18 protein-coding genes are annotated in these 19,573 nt (G+C 72.6%); 12 read left to right on the plus strand and 6 right to left on the minus strand.

Annotated features, from left to right (window positions below):
- The 4 genes from HF577_RS30075 to HF577_RS30090 form a co-directional block, all read right to left on the minus strand.
- On the minus strand, window positions 1-1,101 hold a 1,101-nt coding region (locus tag HF577_RS30075; protein ID WP_211175051.1), incomplete at its 3' end, for a nitric oxide synthase oxygenase.
- A gap of 123 nt (window positions 1,102-1,224) precedes the next feature.
- On the minus strand, window positions 1,225-1,971 hold the full coding sequence (trmB, locus tag HF577_RS30080) for a tRNA (guanosine(46)-N7)-methyltransferase TrmB (protein WP_169399368.1): 747 nt from the start codon (window positions 1,969-1,971) through the stop codon (window positions 1,225-1,227).
- Window positions 1,964-3,013, minus strand: a complete 1,050-nt coding sequence (locus HF577_RS30085) for a glycosyltransferase family 2 protein (RefSeq protein ID WP_169399369.1) — start codon at window positions 3,011-3,013, stop codon at window positions 1,964-1,966. The genes trmB and HF577_RS30085 overlap by 8 nt, the downstream gene beginning before the upstream one ends.
- A gap of 38 nt (window positions 3,014-3,051) precedes the next feature.
- Window positions 3,052-3,831: a glycosyltransferase family 2 protein gene (locus HF577_RS30090; RefSeq protein WP_312859468.1), complete on the minus strand. Its 780-nt coding sequence runs from the start codon at window positions 3,829-3,831 to the stop codon at window positions 3,052-3,054.
- A gap of 244 nt (window positions 3,832-4,075) precedes the next feature.
- Here HF577_RS30090 and HF577_RS30095 point away from each other — a divergent pair, with 244 nt between their 5' ends.
- The 7 genes from HF577_RS30095 to HF577_RS30120 all read left to right on the plus strand — a co-directional run bounded on the left by HF577_RS30095 (window position 4,076) and on the right by HF577_RS30120 (window position 10,618).
- On the plus strand, window positions 4,076-6,028 hold the full coding sequence (locus tag HF577_RS30095) for a DUF2339 domain-containing protein (RefSeq protein WP_169399371.1): 1,953 nt from the start codon (window positions 4,076-4,078) through the stop codon (window positions 6,026-6,028).
- Between the two features lie 74 nt (window positions 6,029-6,102).
- The gene (locus tag HF577_RS30100; protein WP_169399372.1) at window positions 6,103-6,897 is read left to right on the plus strand and encodes a hypothetical protein; all 795 of its coding nucleotides are present in this window, start codon (window positions 6,103-6,105) and stop codon (window positions 6,895-6,897) included.
- Complete coding sequence (locus tag HF577_RS30105; protein ID WP_169399373.1) at window positions 6,890-7,216, plus strand: hypothetical protein; 327 nt, start codon at window positions 6,890-6,892, stop codon at window positions 7,214-7,216. Before HF577_RS30100 ends, HF577_RS30105 begins: the two co-directional genes overlap by 8 nt.
- 44 nt (window positions 7,217-7,260) lie before the next feature.
- Window positions 7,261-8,772, plus strand: a complete 1,512-nt coding sequence (locus HF577_RS30110) for a TldD/PmbA family protein (RefSeq protein WP_169399374.1) — start codon at window positions 7,261-7,263, stop codon at window positions 8,770-8,772.
- Entirely contained in the window at window positions 8,769-9,515 is a 747-nt protein-coding gene (locus HF577_RS39920) for a hypothetical protein (RefSeq protein ID WP_312859469.1), read from the plus strand. Before HF577_RS30110 ends, HF577_RS39920 begins: the two co-directional genes overlap by 4 nt.
- Window positions 9,485-10,183, plus strand: coding sequence for a metallopeptidase TldD-related protein (locus HF577_RS38855; RefSeq protein WP_246267560.1), 699 nt, complete (start codon window positions 9,485-9,487; stop codon window positions 10,181-10,183). The genes HF577_RS39920 and HF577_RS38855 overlap by 31 nt, the downstream gene beginning before the upstream one ends.
- 138 nt (window positions 10,184-10,321) lie before the next feature.
- Entirely contained in the window at window positions 10,322-10,618 is a 297-nt protein-coding gene (locus HF577_RS30120) for a hypothetical protein (protein ID WP_169399375.1), read from the plus strand.
- Between the two features lie 22 nt (window positions 10,619-10,640).
- Here HF577_RS30120 and HF577_RS30125 read toward each other — a convergent pair whose 3' ends face one another.
- Window positions 10,641-11,186, minus strand: a complete 546-nt coding sequence (locus tag HF577_RS30125) for a TetR family transcriptional regulator (RefSeq protein WP_169399376.1) — start codon at window positions 11,184-11,186, stop codon at window positions 10,641-10,643.
- Between the two features lie 148 nt (window positions 11,187-11,334).
- Between HF577_RS30125 and HF577_RS30130 the strand changes: the two genes are divergently transcribed.
- Complete coding sequence (locus HF577_RS30130; RefSeq protein WP_169399377.1) at window positions 11,335-12,876, plus strand: MFS transporter; 1,542 nt, start codon at window positions 11,335-11,337, stop codon at window positions 12,874-12,876.
- 39 nt (window positions 12,877-12,915) lie between these two features.
- Here the strand turns inward: HF577_RS30130 and HF577_RS30135 are convergent, their stop codons facing one another.
- The gene (locus HF577_RS30135; RefSeq protein ID WP_211175050.1) at window positions 12,916-13,362 is read right to left on the minus strand and encodes a hypothetical protein; all 447 of its coding nucleotides are present in this window, start codon (window positions 13,360-13,362) and stop codon (window positions 12,916-12,918) included.
- Window positions 13,363-13,837: 475 nt separating this feature from the next.
- Between HF577_RS30135 and HF577_RS30140 the strand changes: the two genes are divergently transcribed.
- The 4 genes from HF577_RS30140 to HF577_RS30155 all read left to right on the plus strand — a co-directional run.
- The gene (locus HF577_RS30140; RefSeq protein WP_169399378.1) at window positions 13,838-15,664 is read left to right on the plus strand and encodes a phosphoenolpyruvate carboxykinase (GTP); all 1,827 of its coding nucleotides are present in this window, start codon (window positions 13,838-13,840) and stop codon (window positions 15,662-15,664) included.
- Between the two features lie 134 nt (window positions 15,665-15,798).
- Entirely contained in the window at window positions 15,799-16,044 is a 246-nt protein-coding gene (locus HF577_RS30145; RefSeq protein ID WP_312859470.1) for a DUF3311 domain-containing protein, read from the plus strand.
- Window positions 16,044-17,699, plus strand: a complete 1,656-nt coding sequence (mctP, locus tag HF577_RS30150; RefSeq protein ID WP_169399381.1) for a monocarboxylate uptake permease MctP — start codon at window positions 16,044-16,046, stop codon at window positions 17,697-17,699. Before HF577_RS30145 ends, mctP begins: the two co-directional genes overlap by 1 nt.
- 255 nt (window positions 17,700-17,954) lie before the next feature.
- The coding region (locus tag HF577_RS30155) for a hypothetical protein (protein WP_169399380.1) at window positions 17,955-19,573 on the plus strand (1,619 nt) is incomplete at its 3' end.

The raw sequence follows: 19,573 nt of genomic DNA on the forward strand, positions 1-19,573 counted from the left end.
GAGGAAGGCCGGGCGGGTCTCGGGGTCGGGCTCGTCGTAGTAGCGGTGGTACACCGGGGTGAGACCCCCGGAGACGGGCGGCACGATCCAGCTCCAGTCGGCGGGGCAGCGCCGGCCGGCGCTCTCCTCACGGGCGACGTGGGTGAGGAACCGCCGTGACTCGGAGTGGTGGTCGGCCATCGTCACGCCCGCCACGTCGAAGGAGTGCTGCACCGCACGCACCATCTCCACCAGCGCCCGGTCGCGCCACAAGGTGCGCTCCGAGCTGGTGTCGAGGCCGAGCCGCTCCGCGACGACGGGAAGCAGGTCGTAGCGGTCGGCGTCGACGAGGTTGCGGGCACCGATCTCGGTGCCGAGGTACCAGCCGTTGAACGGCGCGGCCGGGTAGGTGACGCCGCCGACGACGAGCGGCATGTTGCTGATCGCCGGCACCGCGTGCCACCGCAGGCGTAGATCGGCGAACCAGTCGTGGTCGGGGTGGATGAGCGGGACCTCAAGCACGGCGTCGGCCGGGACGTCGAAGATCTCGGGCTCGTCGTCGCCAGCGGACACGAGCAGCGGCAGCACGTCGAACCGGCCGGGCGGGTCGGGCCGTCGCCACCCCGCCCCGACGGCGCGCTCGGTGAAGTCGACGTAGCGCCCGTCGCCGCGGGTCTCGCCGGTGGGTAGGCGATGCCCGGCGTACCGCACGAGCTGGTCGTTGTGGATGCGCGGGCCGGGGTGATGCGGCCGGTCCGGGGCGAAGACGGTGATGGTGGAGCGGATGCGGCCGTCGCGGGTGGCGTCGCGCAGGTGCCCGACGCACTCGGCGGCGACGTCGGCGGGGGCGCTCAGGTGCCGCCTGTCGCGCACCCGGAGGCTGTTCCAGTACAGCCTGCCGATGCAGCGTGCCGAGTTGCGCCAGGCCACGCGGGCGCCGAACGTCAGCTCGTCGACGGTGTGGGTGTAGCTGCCCGTCGTCTCGATCTCGTGTCGCACTTGCCACACCCGGTGGTCGAACCTGGCGGGTGGCGAGGTCTCGGCGTAGAACTGATCGAGGAACTCCTCCGCCGCGGCCGGATCCACCACGGCCGTCGGTGCGGAGGCAGGGGCCCCGGTCAGGCTGCTGTCAGCCTTTCGGGGAGCGGGCACGGCAGCATTCGTTGCAACGAGCGATGACACCCGGCGCTCAGCCTTTCACTCGCCGACACCCCTGGGGAGCGGGGCGTCGTCCTTCCTACACGGTCACACCCTGTGATCAGAAGGTGGCCCAGTGCCGACACGCCGATAAAGAAGGTCGTGCACGGCGCGTCCCTCCAGACGCGCGCGTTGCTCGAACTTCGAGACCGGACGCCAGTCCGGACGCGGTGTCCAGCCGCCGGGGAGGTCCGCCGCGGTGTTGTCCAGAAGCGGCTCGGCGTCGCAGACCTCACGCATCTGGTCGGCGTAGTCGTCCCAGTCGGTGGCCAGGTGCAGGGTGCCGCCCGGTACGAGCCGCGAGGCGGCCAACGCGACGAAGTCCGGCTGGACGAGGCGTCGCTTGCGGTGCTTGCGCTTGGGCCACGGGTCCGGGAAGAAGACCCGAATACCGGCGAGCGAGGCCGGCGGCACGCACTGGCGCAGCAGCGCGACAGCGTCGCCGCGCAGCAGGGCCACGTTCGTCAGCCCGCCCTCGGCGAGACGCATCAGCAGCTGCGCGAGGCCCGGCTCGAACACCTCGACGGCGATGTGGTCGACCTCAGGGGCGGCCGTGGCGAGTGCGGCCGTCGACTCCCCCATCCCGGACCCGATCTCGAGCACCAGCGGCGCCGTCCGACCGAACCACGCGGGCGGGTCGTACGGCTCCGCGCCGCTCAAAAGGTCGTCGACGTCGCGCCCGCGGCTCCCCCACCACCGGTCCCAGGCGTGCTGCTGGCCGTCGGTGAGGCGGCTGCGGTGGTGGACGAAGCTGTGGATGGGCGGGTGCACCGCGGTCTGCCCGACCTCAGCCACCCGTGTTCGGGCGGGGGGCGCCCGCGGTACCCGCGGTGGCGGCAGGGAGCCGTACGCCCGCGGTGGCGCCGGGCAGCTTGCCCCTCAGGAAGCCGGCTCCGGTGCAGGCGAGCGCGGTGACGACGGCCGCCGCCGACACGACGTTGCGTTGGCGGAGCTCCCGAACCACGGCCGTGGGCAGCACCTTCGCAACATAGCTGCGCTCGGTGGACAGGGCGTCGTCGGTGCCGACGAGCTTGGAGACCGCGGCCTTCGACAGCCCCTCCGCCCAGCTGCGACGGCGCAGGTACGCCCATTCCACGCGGTCCTCGCTCACCCGGTGGTCGACGATGGCGCGCGGCTCGAACAGGATGCGGATCTTCTCGCCCGCCCGGTGGTAGGCCTGCCGGGCTCGGATGCAGAGCTCGGTCTCCTCGCAGCCCAGCGGGTTCTTGCCGATGCGGCCGATGTCCTCGGCGAAGCCCCCGACGCGCTCGAACACCTCGCGGCGGAACGACATGTTGCAGCCCATCAGGTTGCGCACCTCGGCCTGCTGCGTGGGCTGCCCGGTGTAGGTGCAGCCGACGATCCAGTCGAGCTCCCCCGTCGCGTCGCCGTTGCGGGGATCGGCTCCCGGCAGGACGTGCGGACGGGTGGTGCGCATGGGCACCCCGACGGTGGGCCAGCGCGGGTGCGCGACCCCGCCGACCGCGGCGACCGTGGGGTCGCTGTAGGGCTCGAGCAGTGCGGCGAGCCATCCGGGACGCGCGGCGGCGTCGTCGTCGAGGAACACGATCACGTCGGCGGTGGCCTCGGCGATCGCGGTGTTCCGGGCGCCGGACAGGCCCTGCTTGTGGGCGTTGGGCAGTACCCGGACCCCGCGCGGGCCGAAGGCCTCCTGGGCACGGGCGAGGAGCGAGGCGTTGTGGTCGACGATCACCAACGTCTCCGCCGCGGCGACGTCCTGGGCCTCGACCGACTCGACCGCGGCGACGATGTCGTCCCACCGCTTCTCGGTGTAGACGCAGATCACGACGGTCGCCGTGACGGCGGGCGTACTCACGGGGCGGTCTCCTTCAGGAAGTGGGTGACCGCTCGGTGCTAGCGGCGGTCGGACTTGCGGCGGTCGGCGCGCCGGTGCTCGGCCAGCAGGGTACGCAGCACGCGCGAGCCGTCGGCGAACGTGCGGAGGTTGGTCTCGCCGAACATCCGCTGCCGCTCGATCGAGGGCACTTCGGTGATCTTCAGGCCGGCTGCGGCGATGCGGCAGTTCAGCACCGTCTCGATCTCGAAGCCGTCGCCCCACAGCATTCCCTCCGGGGGCGGCGGTGCGTCCACCGGGGGCAGCTCGAGGACCGGCAGGAGGTCGGACCAGAACGCGTTGTAGCCGTAGCAGAGGTCGGTGTACGCCGTGCCGAAGAGCGCGTTCGCGACGCCGTTGAGCCCGGCGTTGCCGGTCTTGCGCAGGAGTGTGATGTCGTCGCTGCCGCCGCCGTTGGTGAACCGGCTGCCCTTGGCGAAGTCGGCCCCGGCCACCAGCGCAGAGACGAACGAGGGGATCTCCGCGGGGTCGGCGGAGCCGTCGGCGTCGAACATCACGATGACGTCGCCGGTGGCCGCGGCGAACCCGCACGCCATGGCGTTGCCCTTGCCCTTGCGGGTCTGGGTGATCGTGCGGACCCACGGCAGGACGCGCTTCGCGACCTCGATGGAGCCGTCGCTGGAGTTCCCGTCGACGACGATGATCTCGTGGACGGCGGGACGGACCGCGGCGATCGCCGGGAGGATGATCTCCAGGTTGCGGGCCTCGTTGCGGGTGGGCACCACAACGGAGACGGCAGGGAACCGGGAACGGACCGGCTGGGCACGCGGTCGGGGCACGCGCAGCGTTCGACGGTCCGCCCCGAAGGGCGCCGCCCCTGCGGGGACGGCTGGGCGGGCAGGTGAAACGGCGCTCACACAACCTCCAGACAAGTCCGCTCGATCGAGACAACGAGGCTGTCGCGAGCGGGTTGCGGGTGATCAGCTACGAATCCCCCGGATGGGGGTACGTGATGTATTTGTGACACGAAGCGGGTAGGGATACGGACCCCGCCGGCCTCGGCGGGGCGCCATCCTGCTCCGCATGAACACCGAGACCGTGGATCCCTACGTCGCTCTCGCCGCCGAGATGAGCCTGCTCGGACGCAGGCTCGACGCGATGAGCACGGACCTGGTGCGGCTGCGTGCTGCTGCCGCCCCGGTCGGTCCCGGACCGGCGCCGGCCGTGGAGGCGCCTCTGTGGTCACGATCTAGAGACGCACGTTCGGTGGGGCGGGTTGCTTCGGACATCGGTCCCGAATGTCCCGACGACGTGGATACTTCCGCCGCAGGCCCGGCCCGGCCCGCTCCGTCGCAGGTCGGAGCGCCGGTCGGCGCCTACGCGCCCGACCCGCGGTCGCGCGGCGTGTCGGCACCCGGCGCGTCGACGCCGGGGTGGCCCTCGGTTGCCGGTGGCCCGGACCCGGCGCCGGCGGCGCGGGCGAGGTCGGCGATCTCCGGCGCGCGGCTGCTCGCCTGGGTCGGTGGGGGCGTGACGCTGCTCGGCGTGGTCCTGTTGCTCGTGCTGGCCGCGTCGCGGGGCTGGTTCTCGCCACCTGCGCGGGTGACGACCGGTGCGCTGCTCGGCATCGCGCTGGTCGGCATCGGGCTGTGGCTGCACCGCAGGGAGAACGCGCGCGCCGGCGCCCTCGCACTGGCGGCGACGGGCCTCGCGACGCTGTACCTCGTGGTCGCCGCGGCCACCGTGCTCTACGGCTACCTGCCCGTCGTGCCCGCGTTGCTGGTCGAGCTGCTGGTGGCAGCCGCAGGCCTCGGTCTGGCCGACAGGTGGCGGTCGCAGCTGTTGGGCGCTGGTGTGGTGGCCGGCGCGGCGCTGCTGGCACCTGTGATCGTGGCGGACTGGCGGCTGGTGGCGCTCGCACTGGCCCTGCAGCTGGCGGCGCTGCCGGTGGTGCTGCGCAGGCGCTGGCACGTCCTGATGCTCCTCGCCGCGGCCGGGCCGGTGCTCTTCGGATCGGCGGTCGGCGCTCTCGTCGCCGTGAACGAGGAAGCGGCCACGATCGCGGTCGTGCTCGGCTCCCTCGCCGTGAGCCTCTCGACCGCGCTGCCCGCCGCCCGGCTGTTGGCGCTGGGACCCGTGGCCGGGTTGGTGGCCGCCACGCCCGTCCCTGTGCTCGCGACCGCAGCCGCGCTCGGTGACTGGGGCGGTGGCGCGGTCGCCGCCGTCGCCGCGCTCGCACTGGGCGGGTTCGCCATGACTCCCGGGCTGGACCACCTGCTCCGGACGGTGGGCATCACGGCGGCGGCCGTCGCGCTGTTCGAGGCGACGCTGGTGGCGGTGGACGGGAGCGGCGCCACCGTGCTGCTGCTCGGGCAGGCGGTGGTGCTCGCCGTGCTGGCGGCCGTACTGCGCTCGCGGCTTCCGCTGAACATCGCGATGGCGTACGGCGCCGTCGGGTCGCTGCTCGCTCTCGCGCAGGACGCTCCGCTCGCCGCGCTGGTGCAGTTCCCGGCCTTTCCCTACCACCAGGGCGGCCAGGGTGTTCTCCTCACCGGTGCCGGGGTCTCGGTGCTGGTGCTGGTGCTCGCGGTGGCGCTGCTGGTGGCGGCCGGCCGCGTGGACCTGATCCGGCCCGACCCTGCGTCCGCCCCGCTGTGGGTGCCGATCGGGGTCGTCGGCCTCTACGGCGCGACGTCGCTGGTGGTCACCGTCGCGCTGCTCGTGTCGCCGGACCGCGCCGGGTTCACCGGGGGGCACGCCGTGGCGACGGTGTCCTGGACGGTCGCCGCGCTCGTGCTGCTGGCCCGCGGGATCAGCCGGCCCGCGCTGCGGATCACCGGGCTCGTGCTGGTCGCCGCGGCCGTCGCGAAGCTGGTGCTGTTCGACCTCGTCGCGCTCGACGGGCTGGCCCGGGTGGCGGCGTTCCTCGGGGCGGGCCTGGTGCTGCTGGCAGCGGGCACGCGGTACGCGCGGCTCGTCGCCGAGGCCGAGAATGAGAAGGAGGAGCCCGACGGCGTCCCGGCCGACCCGAGCTGACCGAATCGTTCGCGATCGCACACCGGTGCCGCCGTTCGACCGCGCCGCCGCGGCTGCGCTGCGACGCTGGCCGGATGCCCGATCGCTATGTCGACGCCGTTCGTGCCCGCCGCGCCGAGCTGCGCGCCGCGCGCGCCCTGCTGACCGGCGGCCACCGCGGGGAGCTGCGCAGCTGCCTGGCGCTGAGCCGGATCACGGCGGCCGCCGACGCGGAGGCGGCGCTGGCCGGGCTCGCCCGGGAGGCTGCCGACCACGTCGACATCGGCCGGCGGGCGGCGCGGCAGCAGCTCCCCGGCCTCCTCGCCACGGCGGTCGACGCCCTCGCGGTCGAGGTCCACGCCGGATGGGCGGCCGCTCTGCGGCCCGCGTTGCGCAGGATCGCAGGCGAACGCGATCTCGTGCTGGATCCCGGCTGGCCGCGGCTTCCGCCGCCGCGGCTTCCTGGCCTGGCGGCGGCCGTGCCGGCACCGGCAGGCCGGCCGCGGTCGCTGCTCGCCGGGGCCGCCGACGGAGCCGCGCTCTGGCGGCTGGCCCTGTTTCCGCTGGCCGCGCTGCCCCTGCTCGGCTTGCCGGCCCTCGCCGGGCCGGCGCTGGCCCCACTCGCCGTCGGCGCCGGAGTCGCGGCGGTGGTCGCCACCGTGCGGGCCCGCCGTACGTCGGCGGAGCGCCTGCGGCTGCACCGCCACACCGAGCAGGTGCTCGCCGCGGCCGCCCGGGCCGTCGACGCCGACCTCGGACGCCGGCTGGTGGAGCTGGAGCGGGCGGCGGTGGCGGCCCTGGATGCCGCGGTGCTGCGCCGCCGTGCGGAGGTCGACGCCGAGCTGGCCCTGCTGGCCCCCGAGCGCACCGGGCAGGTGTCCGGTGCCTGAGCTTCCGCTGCCGGGGCCGCCGCCGGGGCGCCACCCGGGTTTCGTGCCGGACGACGCGCCCCCCGACCTTCCCGGTGGGTTCGACGTGTCCGGTGGCTTCGACACCGACGGCGACGGCCGCGCCGACACCGCGGTCACCTGCGACGACATCGACCTCGTCCTGCTCACCGACATCGACGGCGACGGGTTCGCCGACCAGATCCTGCGGATCGGCCCGGACGGGGCGGTGCGGCAGACGGTCGTGGAGCCGCCCGCCGGGGCCGGCACCGCGATCACCGACGGCCTGCGCGGCGGGGCCGAGGCGGGGTACGAGCCGTGAGGTCGGGGCACCGGACATGGCGGGCGGCAAAGTAGGTTTCGGAGATGGCCGTAGATCGGATCGACCCGGAGTTCCGGGCTCTGCCGCTGGCCGCTCTGGCCGACGCCGCCCTCGCCCGGGGGCGCGAGCTGGGGGCGCAGCACACCGACCTGCGGGTCGAGCGGATCGTGTCGCAGTCGATCGACCTGCGCGACGGCACCGTCACCGGTGTCGCCGACAGCACCACCGTGGGGCTCGCGGTGCGCGTCATCGTCGACGGCGTGTGGGGCTTCGCGTCCCACGTCGAGCTGACACCGGCCAGGGCGGCGGCCACGGCGGAGCGCGCGGTGGCCGTGGCCCGCACCCTCGCGCCGGTGGCGATCGAGCGCGTCGAGCGGGCCGCGGAGCCGGTCCACGCCGACGCCGTCTGGGTCTCCGACTACACGGTCGACCCGTTCACCGTCCCCACGCGGGAGAAGGTGGAGCTGCTCACCGACTGGTCGCAGCGGCTGCTCGCCTCGGACGGCGTCGACCACGTGCAGGCCGGGGTGGCCGTCGTGCGGGAGAACAAGTTCTACGCCGACACGGCGGGCACCACCACCACTCAGCAGCGCGTCCGGATCGACCCGACGATCACGGCCACCGCCGTCGACCGTGCCGCGGGCGGCTTCGAGACGATGAGCTCCCTCGCCGCGCCCGCGGGGCGGGGCTGGGAGTACCTCACCGGTGACGGCTGGGACTGGGACGGCGAGCTCGCCCTGATCCCCGAGCTGCTCGCGGAGAAGACGAAGGCGCCGTCGGTGCGGGCGGGCACCTACGACCTCGTGATCGACCCGACGAACCTGTGGCTCACGATCCACGAGTCCGTCGGGCACGCCACGGAGTACGACAGGGCGATCGGCTACGAGGCCGCCTACGCCGGCACCAGCTTCGCCACCCCCGACCAGCTCGGCACGCTGCGCTACGGCTCGGAGCACATGCACGTCACCGGCGACCGGACCGTGCCGCACGGGCTGGCCACCGTCGGCTTCGACGACGACGGCGTCGCCACGGGCGAGTGGGATCTCGTGCGCGACGGCGTGCTGGTCGGCTACCAGCTCGACCGGACGTTCGCGCCCCGGCTGGGGCTGGAGCGTTCCAACGGCTGTGCGTTCGCCGACTCGCCCCACCACGTGCCGATCCAGCGGATGGCCAATGTGTCGCTGCAGCCCGACCCGGTGCGCGACACCAGCACCGACGAGCTCATCGCCGGGGTCGACCGGGGCATCTACGTCGTCGGCGACAAGTCGTGGTCGATCGACATGCAGCGCTACAACTTCCAGTTCACGGGCCAGCGCTTCTACCGCATCGAGGACGGAAAGCTCGCCGGCCAGCTGCGCGACGTCGCCTACCAGGCCACCACCACCGACTTCTGGGGTTCGCTCGACGCGGTCGGTGGCCGTTCCACCTGGCTGCTGCACGGCGCCATGAACTGCGGCAAGGCCCAGCCGGGGCAGGCGGCCCCGGTGAGCCACGGCTGCCCGTCGGCCCGGTTCCGTGGCATCAACGTGCTCAACACGCAGGAGGAGGGCCAGTGACCTCGACGAGGCGAAGCGGTGCCCCGGCATCGGTGCTCGCTCCGCAGGAGGTCGTGGAGCGGACGCTGGCCGCGGGGTCCCACCTGCACGGCTGTGCCGTGCTGGTCCACGAGACCAGCGAGGCCGTGCTGCGGTGGGCCAACTCCACCATGACCACCAACGGGCACACCACGTCCGGCCGGGTCACGGTGATCGCGTTCGTCGTGGTCGAGGGCGGCACCGCGGCCGGTGTGGTGAGCTCCAGCGCCGCCGTCACCCACGTCGGTCAGCTCGAGGATCTGGTCCGCGCGGCCGAGGCGGCAGCGCGGGACGCCGGTCCGGCGCGCGACGCGATGCCCCTGGTCGAGCCGGACGGCGACGATCCCGGCTGGGGCGATCCGGGGGCCGAGACGTCGATCGGGGTGTTCGGCTCGTTCGCCGAAGGCCTGTCCGAGGTGCTGGCCGGCCCGCACCGGCAGTACGGGTTCGCCAGCCACGAGATCACCACGGTCTGGCTCGGCTCGTCCACCGGGGTGCGGCGCCGCTGGGTGCAGCCCACGGGGTCGGTGGAGCTCAACGCGAAGACACCCGACCTCGCAGGGTCCGCCTGGACCGGCGTGTCCACCGCCGACTTCCGCGACGTCGACGTGGTCGCGCTGGCCGCGGAGGCGGCGCGACGGCTGAGTGGGGGAAGCGGCGGGTCAGCCTGCCCGCGGGCCGGTACGAGACGCTGTTGCCCCCGTCCGCGGTGTCCGACCTCCTGATCTACCTGGCCTGGTCGATGGAGGGCAGGCCGGCGCAGGAGGGCCGCAGCGCCCTTGCGGGTCCGGACGGTCTGCGCGTCGGTGAGCGGCTGACCGACCTGCCGCTCACCATGGCCAGCGACCCGGCGGCGCCCGGGTTGGAGTACGGACCGTTCGTCACCGCCACCCGCTCCGGTGAGGGGGTCAGCGTCTTCGACAACGGTGTGCCCACCCGCCGGGCGGAGTGGGTCGACCGGGGAGTGCTCGGCGAGCTGGTCTACTCGCGGGCCGAGGCGGCCGAGTTCGGCACCACGTTCACCCCGTCCGGGCACAACCTGGTGCTCACCGGGGGGTCGCAGGCCTCGATCAGCGACATGGTGGCGCGCACCGAGCGCGGGGTGCTGCTCACCTGTCTCTGGTACATCCGCGAGGTCGACCCCACCACATTGCTGCTCACCGGGCTCACCCGCGACGGCGTGTACCTGGTGGAGGGCGGTGAGGTGGTGGGCGAGGTCGACCACAACTTCCGGTTCAACTACTCGCCGCTCGACGTGCTGCGCCGCACGACCGAGGTCGGGGCCACCGAACAGACCCTGCCACGGGAGTGGAAGGACTGGTTCACGCGCGTCGCGATGCCGCCGGTGCGGGTGCCGGAGTTCAACATGTCCTCGGTGTCGCTGGGCCGCTGACGCGAGCGCCGTCCGGCCGCGATCGGTGACCGGACGGCGCTCGGCAGTGTGGCGTTGCGAACCTCCCGGCGCTCGGTGCCGTTGACTAGGAGGTGCGCCGACGTCGTCGCCAGGTCGTTGACGAAAGAGGGGCCGAAGGTGTCGTTCGAGGTGGTGAGCGTGTACACGCTGCTCGTCGGGGATGCTGCAGGCCCACCGACGGTGAGCGTGCACACCACGGCCGACGACGCCTGGCGGGCGCTGGACGCCGAGGTGCGCAGGCGGTGTCACATGCGGCCCCGGCCGCGGCGGCGGATGGACTCCGAGGCCGCCACGCGGCTCGCCGACGCCTGGCGTGCCGGTGAGCCGGAGTCCCGGTTCTGGAACGTGGCCGTGCACCGGCTGCCGATCGCGTTGCCCGTGATCGCACGGTCGGCCATCACCGCCGCCCGCTGACGCACCGGCAGCGCGCGCCGGGTCAGTCGGTGCCGGCGAGGAGGACGCGGCGCATCCGCTCCAGCAGGTCCTCCACGTCCAGGCCGGGGGGCAACGGGGTGCCGGTGAGGGTGCGCAGGTAGAGCCCGTCGCCGACGAGCTGGGCCAGCCAGGCGAGCACCGGGTCGGCAAGCTCCTCGCGCAGGGCGGCGAAGGCGTCGGCGTCCACCACGGCGAGAGCCTCGCGCACGGCCTGGCCCGAGGTCGTGCCGTCGGCGAGCCGCAGCACGGCGAGGTAGGTACGGGTGACGCCGCCCGGCACGCCGCCGCCGGGTGCTGACGTGCGCAGGTAGTAGGCGACGGGCCCGTCGGGCGCGCTGCGGATGGCGTCGGCGTCGGCGGCGCTGCGCTCCCGGAGGCGGTCGAGCAGCCCCGCGGCGAGCGCGTCCTTCGACGCGAAGTGGTAGAGCAGGCCGCCCTTGGACACGGCGGCGGCCGCTGCGACGGCGTCGAGGGTGACGGCGGCGGCGCCGTGGTCGATCAGCAGCGTCTCGTACGCGTCCAGCACGCGGTCCCGGGCGCTCGCCATTCGACCGAGTGTAGAGGCCGGGTGTGCTCGGCCACGTCGGGTGCCACGGGGGAACAACCAGCGAAACTGTACCGTCTAGACGGTATATTAACGCGCTTCCCCCCGATCACCACCCGCCCTTGACGGGCGGCGCTCTCGCAAGGACGTCATGACCGCTGTTGCCCCTGCCCGCCTCCCGCTCGCCCCGACCCGTGCCGCCCCTCGCGCGTGGATCGGGCTGGCTGTGCTGTTCCTGCCGACGGTGCTGGTCGCCCTCGACAACACCGTGCTCGGCTTCGCCGTGCCCGCGATCAGCGCCGCGCTCACCCCGTCCGCCTCGCAACTGCTGTGGATGGTCGACATCTACCCGCTGGTGCTCGCCGGCCTGCTCGTCACGATGGGGACGCTCGGGGACCGCATCGGGCACCGCAGGACTCTGATGATCGGCGTCGCCGGGTTCGGCGCCGTGTCCGCCGTGGCCGCCTTCGCGACCGACGCCTTGTACCTCGTGGGCGCCCGCGCCCTGCTCGGGTTCTTCGGCGCCATGCTGATGCCCGCCGCACTCGCGCTGCTGCGCACGCTGTTCACCGACCGGGCGCAACGCCGGCTCGCCGTCGCCATCTGGGCCACCGGCTTCGCCGCGGGCGCCGCGCTCGGCCCGATCCTGGGCGGCGTGCTGCTCCAGCACTTCTGGTGGGGCGCGGTGTTCCTCGTCAACGTGCCGGCGATGCTGCTGCTGCTCCTGCTGGCCGGCCTGATCCTGCCCGAGTCCAGGACCTTCGCCCCCGGACGGCTCGACCTGGTCGGCGTGCTGCTGTCTCTGCTGACGATGGTGCCCACCGTGCTGGCGATCACCCTCGTCGCCGACGACGGCATCAGCGCGACGGTGCTGCTCGCGCTGGCGGTGGGAGCGGGGTCGGGCGTGCTGTTCGTGCGCCGCGCCCGGGCCCGGCTGGCGGCGGGCGAGGAGCCGCTGCTCGACGTCTCGCTCTTCGCGTCGGCGGTGCTGCGGGTGTCCGCGCTCGCCAACGCGACGACGATGTTCGCCCTGACCGGCCTGCTGTTCTTCTCCGCCCAGTACCTGCTGCTCGTGCTCGGGCTCTCGCCCATGGACGCCGGGCTCGTGCTGCTGCCGGGATTCGTGGTGACGATGCTGGCCGGGCTGGCGGCCTCGCGCCTGGGGCGCATGTTCCCGCTGCGCGTGCTGGTTCCGGCCGGGCTCGGGCTCGCCGCTGCCGGGTTCCTGCTGTGCACCGCGCTGGCCGTCGACACCCCGGTGACGGTGCTGGCGGTGGCGTCGGTGCTGGTGGGAGCCGGCATCGGGCTGTCGGAGACGATCACGAACGACGCGATCCTGACCGCCGCCCCCGCCGACCGCGCAGGCTCGGCATCGGCGGTGTCGGAGACGGCCTACGAGATCGGCGCGGTGCTCGGCACCGCGGTGCTCGGCAGCGTCCTCACGGCCGTGTACCGGGGAGGCGTCCACGTGCCCGCCGGCGTGGATCCCGCGGGCACCCACACCGCCCAGGAGACGCTCGGAGGTGCGGTCACTACCGCGGCCGGGCTCCCCGGCCACGACGGCGACGTACTGCTGGCCTCCGCGCGTGCCGCGTTCGTGTCCGGGATCGACGTCGCGGCGCTGCTCGGGGCCGGCGTGGTGGTGGCGGTGGCGGTGGTCGTCCTGCTCAGCCTGCGGACCAGGGCCCGTTAGGAACGGTCGCGGCCCGGCCGGAGGGTCACTGCCCGGCTGTCACCGGGCGGGAGGAGGCTCGGTCGGGGCCGGCGGGGGCGTGCTCTGCGGCTGGCCGCCCCCGATGCCGCGGTCGGCCAGCCGCTCCTGGACGTGCTCGGAGATCTGGTCGGCCCGGCGGCGCTCCCGGACCCGGATGAGCACCAGCATGGAGACGCCGTACGCGACCCCGAGTACGAGCAGAACCACCCCGAGCCGGGCGACGAGCGTCTGGAACGGCTGGCCGTCGCCCGGTACCCAGTCGATGACGGAGATGATCGCGAGCACGCCGAGCGTGATCAGGTGGAACAGCACGGAGAGCAGCAGGTTGACCGATCGGGTGACTTTCTCGTCCTGGAAGACCTCCTGGAGGAACGGCTCGCCCGCCGTCACGAGGAGCCTTCCGACGAGGAACGTCAGTGCGATCGACACTGCGAGCAGGGTGATGTACAGGGCGGTGTCGGTCATGTGTCCTCCGGCATCGAACGTGATCGGCACACTACGCGGGGTGTGGAGCGTGGACCACCGGAAGCAGGAGCCGGTACCACCGGAAGCAGGAGCGTCCCGGCGGCTGCGCTGCGGTCCGCGTACGGGGCCGTGCACGTCCGTGCTGTCCGATGTGGCACGGAATGTGGCGGTTGTCTCTGCCACCCGGGTCGCCGGTCGCCCCGGCCACGCATGCGGTCCGGACAACTCACTGGTCATGCGGGGTAGCGGGCTTCCGGGCCGGTCCTCGACGCATTGTCGACGGAAAGCGTTTCCGTGCTTCTGAATCGATTACATGATCGGTCCTGTGAGTCAATCGACAGCTGCCAGCGGTGGGGGAAACCGGACACCAGCGGTACCGTCAGCTTTCATCTTTGACCTGCACACCCGGCCCAGGCGGTCCGGGTGCGCGCAGCATTCCCAGGGGGCCGGGGCGCCGGCGAGAAGCGAGGAAACCATGACAGCGATGACCGTCTCAGGGATCGACGAAGCGCCGACCGAGAACGAGCGCCTGCTGTCCTGGGTGCGCGAGGTCGCCGATCTGACCACGCCCGACCGCGTCGTCTGGTGCGACGGATCCGACGACGAGTGGGATCGCATGACCACGCGGCTCGTCGAGGCGGGCACGTTCGTGAAGCTCGACGAGCGGAAGAAACCCAACTCCTACTGGGCGGCGTCCGACCCGGACGACGTGGCGCGCGTCGAGGAGCGCACCTTCATCTGTTCGCTCACCGAGGCCGACGCGGGCCCCACGAACAACTGGATGGACCCGGCCGAGATGAAGGCCACCATGACCGCGCTGTACCGCGGTTGCATGCGTGGCCGGACGATGTACGTCATCCCGTTCTGCATGGGGCCCCTCGATGCCGACGAGCCCTTCCTCGGTGTGGAGATCACCGACTCCGAGTACGTCGTCGTGTCGATGCGGATCATGACGCGAATGGGGGCCGCGGTGCTCCCGTTGTTCGACGGACCGGCGGGCGACAAGTTCGTGCCCGCGCTGCACTCCGTCGGCGCGCCGCTCGAGCCGGGCCAGCAGGACGTCCCATGGCCCTGCAACGACACGAAGTACATCACCCACTTCCCGGAGACCCGCGAGATCTGGAGCTTCGGCTCCGGCTACGGCGGCAACGCCCTGCTCGGCAAGAAGTGCTACGCGTTGCGGATCGCCTCGGTGATGGCCCGGGACGAGGGCTGGATGGCCGAGCACATGCTGATCCTCAAGCTGATCAGCCCCGAGGAGAAGGCGTACTACGTCGCGGCGGCATTCCCCTCCGCATGCGGAAAGACGAACCTCGCGATGCTGCAGCCGACCGTGCCCGGTTGGCGGGCCGAGACCGTGGGCGACGACATCGCCTGGATGCGTTTCGGCGAGGACGGCCGGCTCTACGCGGTGAACCCGGAGTACGGATTCTTCGGTGTCGCACCCGGCACCAACTGGAAGACCAACCCCAACGCGATGCGCACCATCGAGAAGGGGAACTCGCTGTTCACCAACGTCGCCCGGACCGACGACGGCGATGTCTGGTGGGAAGGCCTCGAAGGTGACCCGCAGCACCTGACGTCGTGGACCGGCGAGGACTGGACGCCCGATTCCGACAAGCCGGCCGCGCACCCGAACTCGCGCTACACCACGCCGATCTCCCAGTGCCCCGTCGTGGCGCCGGAATGGGAGGACCCGCAGGGTGTGCCGATTTCGGCGATCCTGTTCGGTGGACGGCGCAAGACCACGGTGCCACTGGTCACGGAGGCCCGCGACTGGCAGCACGGCACCTTCATGGGCGCGACGATGTCGAGTGAGAAGACCGCTGCTGCCAAGGGTGGTCTCGGCCAGGTCCGCCGCGACCCGATGGCGATGCTGCCGTTCCTCGGCTACAACGTCGGCTCCTACTTCCAGCACTGGGTGAACCTCGGCAAGAACGCCGACGCCGACAAGCTGCCGCGGATCTTCTACGTCAACTGGTTCCGCCGCGGTGAGGACGGCCAGTTCCTGTGGCCCGGCTTCGGCGAGAACTCCCGCGTGCTGAAGTGGGCGATCGAGCGGATCGAGGGCACGGCCGCGGCCACCGAGACGGCTGTGGGCTACGTCCCCACCGCCGACCAGCTCGACCTCGAGGGCCTCGACGCGCCGCTCGCCGACATCGAGGCGGCGCTGGCCGTCGACCCCGAGGAGTGGAAGGCCGAGATCCCGCTGATCGAGGAGTGGTTCGAGGTGGTCGGCGACCAGCTGCCCACGTCGATGCGCGACGAGCTGGAGGCACTGAAGCTGCGCCTCGGCATGTGACCGATCCGGCGGGCCGCATGGTGTGACCATCGCCATGCGGCCCGCCCGTTCCGGTTTCCCTACGATCACGTGGGCTTTCTGATCGGGGGGAACGGATGTCGGGTTCTGCTGATCGTGGGAACGGTTCGGGCGAATTGCGCTGGAATGCGTGGAATCTGCTCCTGCTCGTTCCGTTCCTGATTCTCGGCACGCCCTGGATCAACGTCGCCGAACCCCGGCTCCTCGGGATGCCGTTCTTCTACTGGGTGCAGCTGGCCTGGGTGCCCTTCAGCGTCGCCATCGTGGCTGTGGTCCACGTGCGCACCCGCGGCGAGCGGGGCCCGAGCGTTCCGGCCGGCCCCGATGACGTCGACGCCCTCGACACCGGTGCGACCCGGTGATCCGCGTTCCTGAGCTCGTCGTCTTCACGGTGCTGTTCGTCGGTGTGTCCGCGCTGGGGTTCCTGGCGGCGCGCTGGCGGACGGCCCCGTCGCTCGACCATCTCGAGGAGTGGGGCCTCGGCGGGCGCCGGTTCGGCTCCTGGATCACCTGGTTCCTCATCGGCGGTGACCTCTACACCGCCTACACGTTCGTCGCCGTGCCCGCGTTGCTGTTCGGCGCCGGCGCGACCGGCTTCTTCGCGCTGCCGTACGCCGTGGTCGCCTACCCGCTGGTGTTCCTGCCGCTGCTGCGGATGTGGTCGGTGGCGCGGGTGCACGGATACGTCACCCCCGCCGACTTCGTGCGTGGTCGCTACGGCAGCCCCACGCTGGCGCTGCTGGTGGCGATCACCGGGCTCGTCGCCACGATGCCCTACATCGCGCTGCAGCTCGCCGGGCTCGAGGCCGTGCTGCGCACGATGGGTCTCAACGGTGCCGGGCTGCTCGGACACCTGCCGTTGCTGATCGCGTTCCTGGTCCTCGCCGCCTACACGTACCAGTCGGGCCTGCGGGCACCGGCGCTGATCGCGTTCGTCAAGGACATCCTGATCTACATCGTGGTGCTGGTGGCCGTGATCTACCTGCCGATCCGGCTCGGCGGCTGGTCGTCGATCTTCGGAGCGGCGGACGCGAAGTTCGCCGCGACCCCGTCGCCCGCCGACGGGGTGCTGCTGGGCGGCAACAACCAGCTGCAGTACATCACCCTGGCGTTCGGGTCGGCGCTGGCGTTGTTCCTCTACCCGCACGCGCTCACCGGCGTGCTGGCCTCCCGCCGGCGCGACGTGGTGCGGCGCAACATGGTGGCCCTGCCGGCGTACTCGTTCCTGCTGGGCCTGCTCCTGCTGCTCGGCTACGTCGCGATCGCCGCCCACGTGCAGCCCATCACGAACAACGCCACCGGCCGGCCGGACACCAACACGATCATCCCGATGCTCTTCGCCGAACAGTTCGGTTCCCTGTTCAGCGGCATCGCGTTCGCCGCGATCGGCATCGGCGCACTGGTCCCCGCGGCGATCATGTCCATCGCCGCCGCGAACCTCTGGACGCGCAACATCTACAAGGAGTACCTGCGCCCCGACGCCACGCCAGTCCAGGAGGCCAAGCAGGCCAAGCTCGCCTCGCTGCTGGTCAAGGTCGGTGCCGTGCTGTGCATCGTGCTCATCGACCCGCAGTTCTCCGTCGATCTGCAGCTCATCGGCGGCGTGATCATCATCCAGACCCTGCCCGCCGTCGCGATCGCGCTCTACACGCGCTGGCTGCACCGCTGGGCGCTGGTGGCCGGGTGGGTGGCCGGGATGAGCTACGCCCTGTACCTGCTGTGGATCATCCCGAACCCGGCGACGGGGAGCGTCCACTTCGGCGGCTCGGCACTCGCCCTCGACCGGCTCACGCTCCTCGGCTGGCACCCGTTCGCCGGCTCGCCGGTCCAGATCTACGTCGGGTTCGTCGCCCTGGTGGTGAACCTGGTGGTGTCGGTGGTGGCCACGTTCGCCCTGCGCGCGGCCGGCGTGGCGGAGGGCGAGGACAGCACCGCTCCTGGTGACTACCACGCCGACGCGGACCCGGACCCTCGTCCTGAACCGGTCGCCGCGACGGCCGGAATGTCGACGCGATGACGGCGCCGCCCGGCGACGGATTCCGACCGTTCGGCCGTGATGCCGGGACGTTTGCGCCGACTCGTCCCTCCTGAGGTCTGACCTTTCGGACGTGCCTCGTTTTCCACTCGACAGGGTGACCGGACATCGCTGAACATGGACCGTTCGGTCGCCCGCCGATTGCCGCATCCCCTGTCCCAGGTGCAACATCTCGACGGCACCCGCGATACGAGTGGTGACCGTCGCCGTTCGGCGGCGGCAGTCGGAGGTGACCACGTGCTGGATGTCGGACCGGCGAACCAGAACGGCGAGGACGACGCCGATCTCGCCGTCTTCGTCGACCGCCTGGCCGCTGCGGGGCCGGACCACGCCACCACGTCGGCGCAGGCGCAGATCCGCCGGACGATCGCTTCGGGCGCGCCCCCGCCGGGGCTGCGCAGGCTGGCCGAGGCTCTCGCCGCGTCCGTGGCCGAGCTGCCGCCACCCCCGCGTCGCCCGGCCGAGGACCCTCGCTCGATCGTCTCGGCGATGCGGGACAACACCCTCGTCCTCCTCGAGGACTTCGACGCGGCCGCGGTGGCACGTGCGGTGGCCGCCCTGCTGGCCGACGGTCGACGCATCGTCGTCACCGCCACCGACCCAGCGGAGCTGACCGCGGTGCGCGAGGCGCTGCCCGCCGACTCGGTGTCCCGGGCCCTCGACGCGCTACCGCAGCTCACCCCGGCGGAGCTGCGTGAGCTGCGCAGGCTGCTGGCCACCTCCACGCCGGAACGACGCGCCCGGGCCGGCCAGGAGCTCCCGGCGGACGGGATGCTGCCCTCGCCGCACGAGGTCGCCGCCTTGTGTGCCCAGGCCGACGACACGGTCGGGACGGGCGAGGGTACGTGGATGGTGCCCACGCTCCTGTCCGACCTCGATCCGGAGCGCCGCAGCGCTGTCACCTCGGTCGCCCGGTGCGTGAACCGCTCGCTCGGGGCACTGCCCGCGCGCTGGGAGCACCCGTGGGCGTGGACGCTGCTGTCGAACCTGATCTACGGCCACCATCGCGCGATCTTCGACCGGATGCTGGAGGACACCGCGCAGGTGGTCACGGTCCTGGACCGGACGCGCCACCTGCAGCCCGTCACCTTGTCGGGGCCACCGCCGCCCGACGCGTTCGAGGTCCTGCGCCGCTACCGCGAGCACCTCGAGTCCGGGGGCCGGGCCCGGGGCGGCTACTTCCGCAACACCGTGCAGCGTGAGGTACGGCCGATCCTGGCGCTGGCCAGGGTCGGGCCGCGGACGCCGGAGACGGCCGACGACGTCCACCGCGTGATCGAGCACCTCGAGCTCGGCGAACGGCGCAACCGCATCGCCGCGGGCTGCGCCGAGCTCGGCCTTCCCCTGCCGCGCGGCGAGGGCGAGCTGGTCGAGCTGGCCGACGGCCTGGTCAAGGTGGCCGCAGCGGCTCGTTCGGTCGGGGCGCTCCGCCACGACGTGCTGTTCCTCGCGCCCAACTCGCCGCTGTCGGTTCCGAACGTGGAGTCGGCCGAGGAGATCGCCGGCGCCATCCTCGAGTACGCCGACCACGGCTCGGCCATCGTGGCCGGACGCCGGCTCGACGCCATGGCCGACGACGTGGCCGCCCGCGCCGGCACGGTTCCGGCACCCGAGTACGAGATGGCCGCGGCTGCACTGCGGCAGCGCGACGCGGCCGGGTACGCCGCGGCCGTCGACGCGCTCGCGGCGGCCCGGCGCGACGTGCACGACGAGAACCTCCAGGTCGGGTTGCTGCAACGGCTGGGTGCGGATGCGCCGCAGCTCGCCGACGCCTGGACCGCGCTGGCCCGGACCGATCCGGCGGCACTCGGCCTCGTCGTGTTCCTGCCGGTGGAGGCGCTCCTCACGGCGGTCCC

The organism is Pseudonocardia xinjiangensis (assembly GCF_012911925.1).
Taxonomy (GTDB): Bacteria; Actinomycetota; Actinomycetes; order Mycobacteriales; family Pseudonocardiaceae; genus Pseudonocardia; species Pseudonocardia xinjiangensis.

What these genes read in the sequence shown, in the direction of transcription:
- HF577_RS30095 (WP_169399371.1), top strand. Translation starts at nt 4,076, where the DNA reads ATGAACACCGAGACCGTGGATCCCTACGTCGCTCTCGCCGCCGAGATG.
- HF577_RS30100 (WP_169399372.1), top strand. Translation starts at nt 6,103, where the DNA reads ATGCCCGATCGCTATGTCGACGCCGTTCGTGCCCGCCGCGCCGAGCTG.
- HF577_RS30110 (WP_169399374.1), top strand. Translation starts at nt 7,261, where the DNA reads ATGGCCGTAGATCGGATCGACCCGGAGTTCCGGGCTCTGCCGCTGGCC.
- HF577_RS30125 (WP_169399376.1), bottom strand. Translation starts at nt 11,186, where the DNA reads ATGGCGAGCGCCCGGGACCGCGTGCTGGACGCGTACGAGACGCTGCTG.
- HF577_RS30130 (WP_169399377.1), top strand. Translation starts at nt 11,335, where the DNA reads ATGACCGCTGTTGCCCCTGCCCGCCTCCCGCTCGCCCCGACCCGTGCC.
- HF577_RS30135 (WP_211175050.1), bottom strand. Translation starts at nt 13,362, where the DNA reads ATGACCGACACCGCCCTGTACATCACCCTGCTCGCAGTGTCGATCGCA.
- HF577_RS30140 (WP_169399378.1), top strand. Translation starts at nt 13,838, where the DNA reads ATGACAGCGATGACCGTCTCAGGGATCGACGAAGCGCCGACCGAGAAC.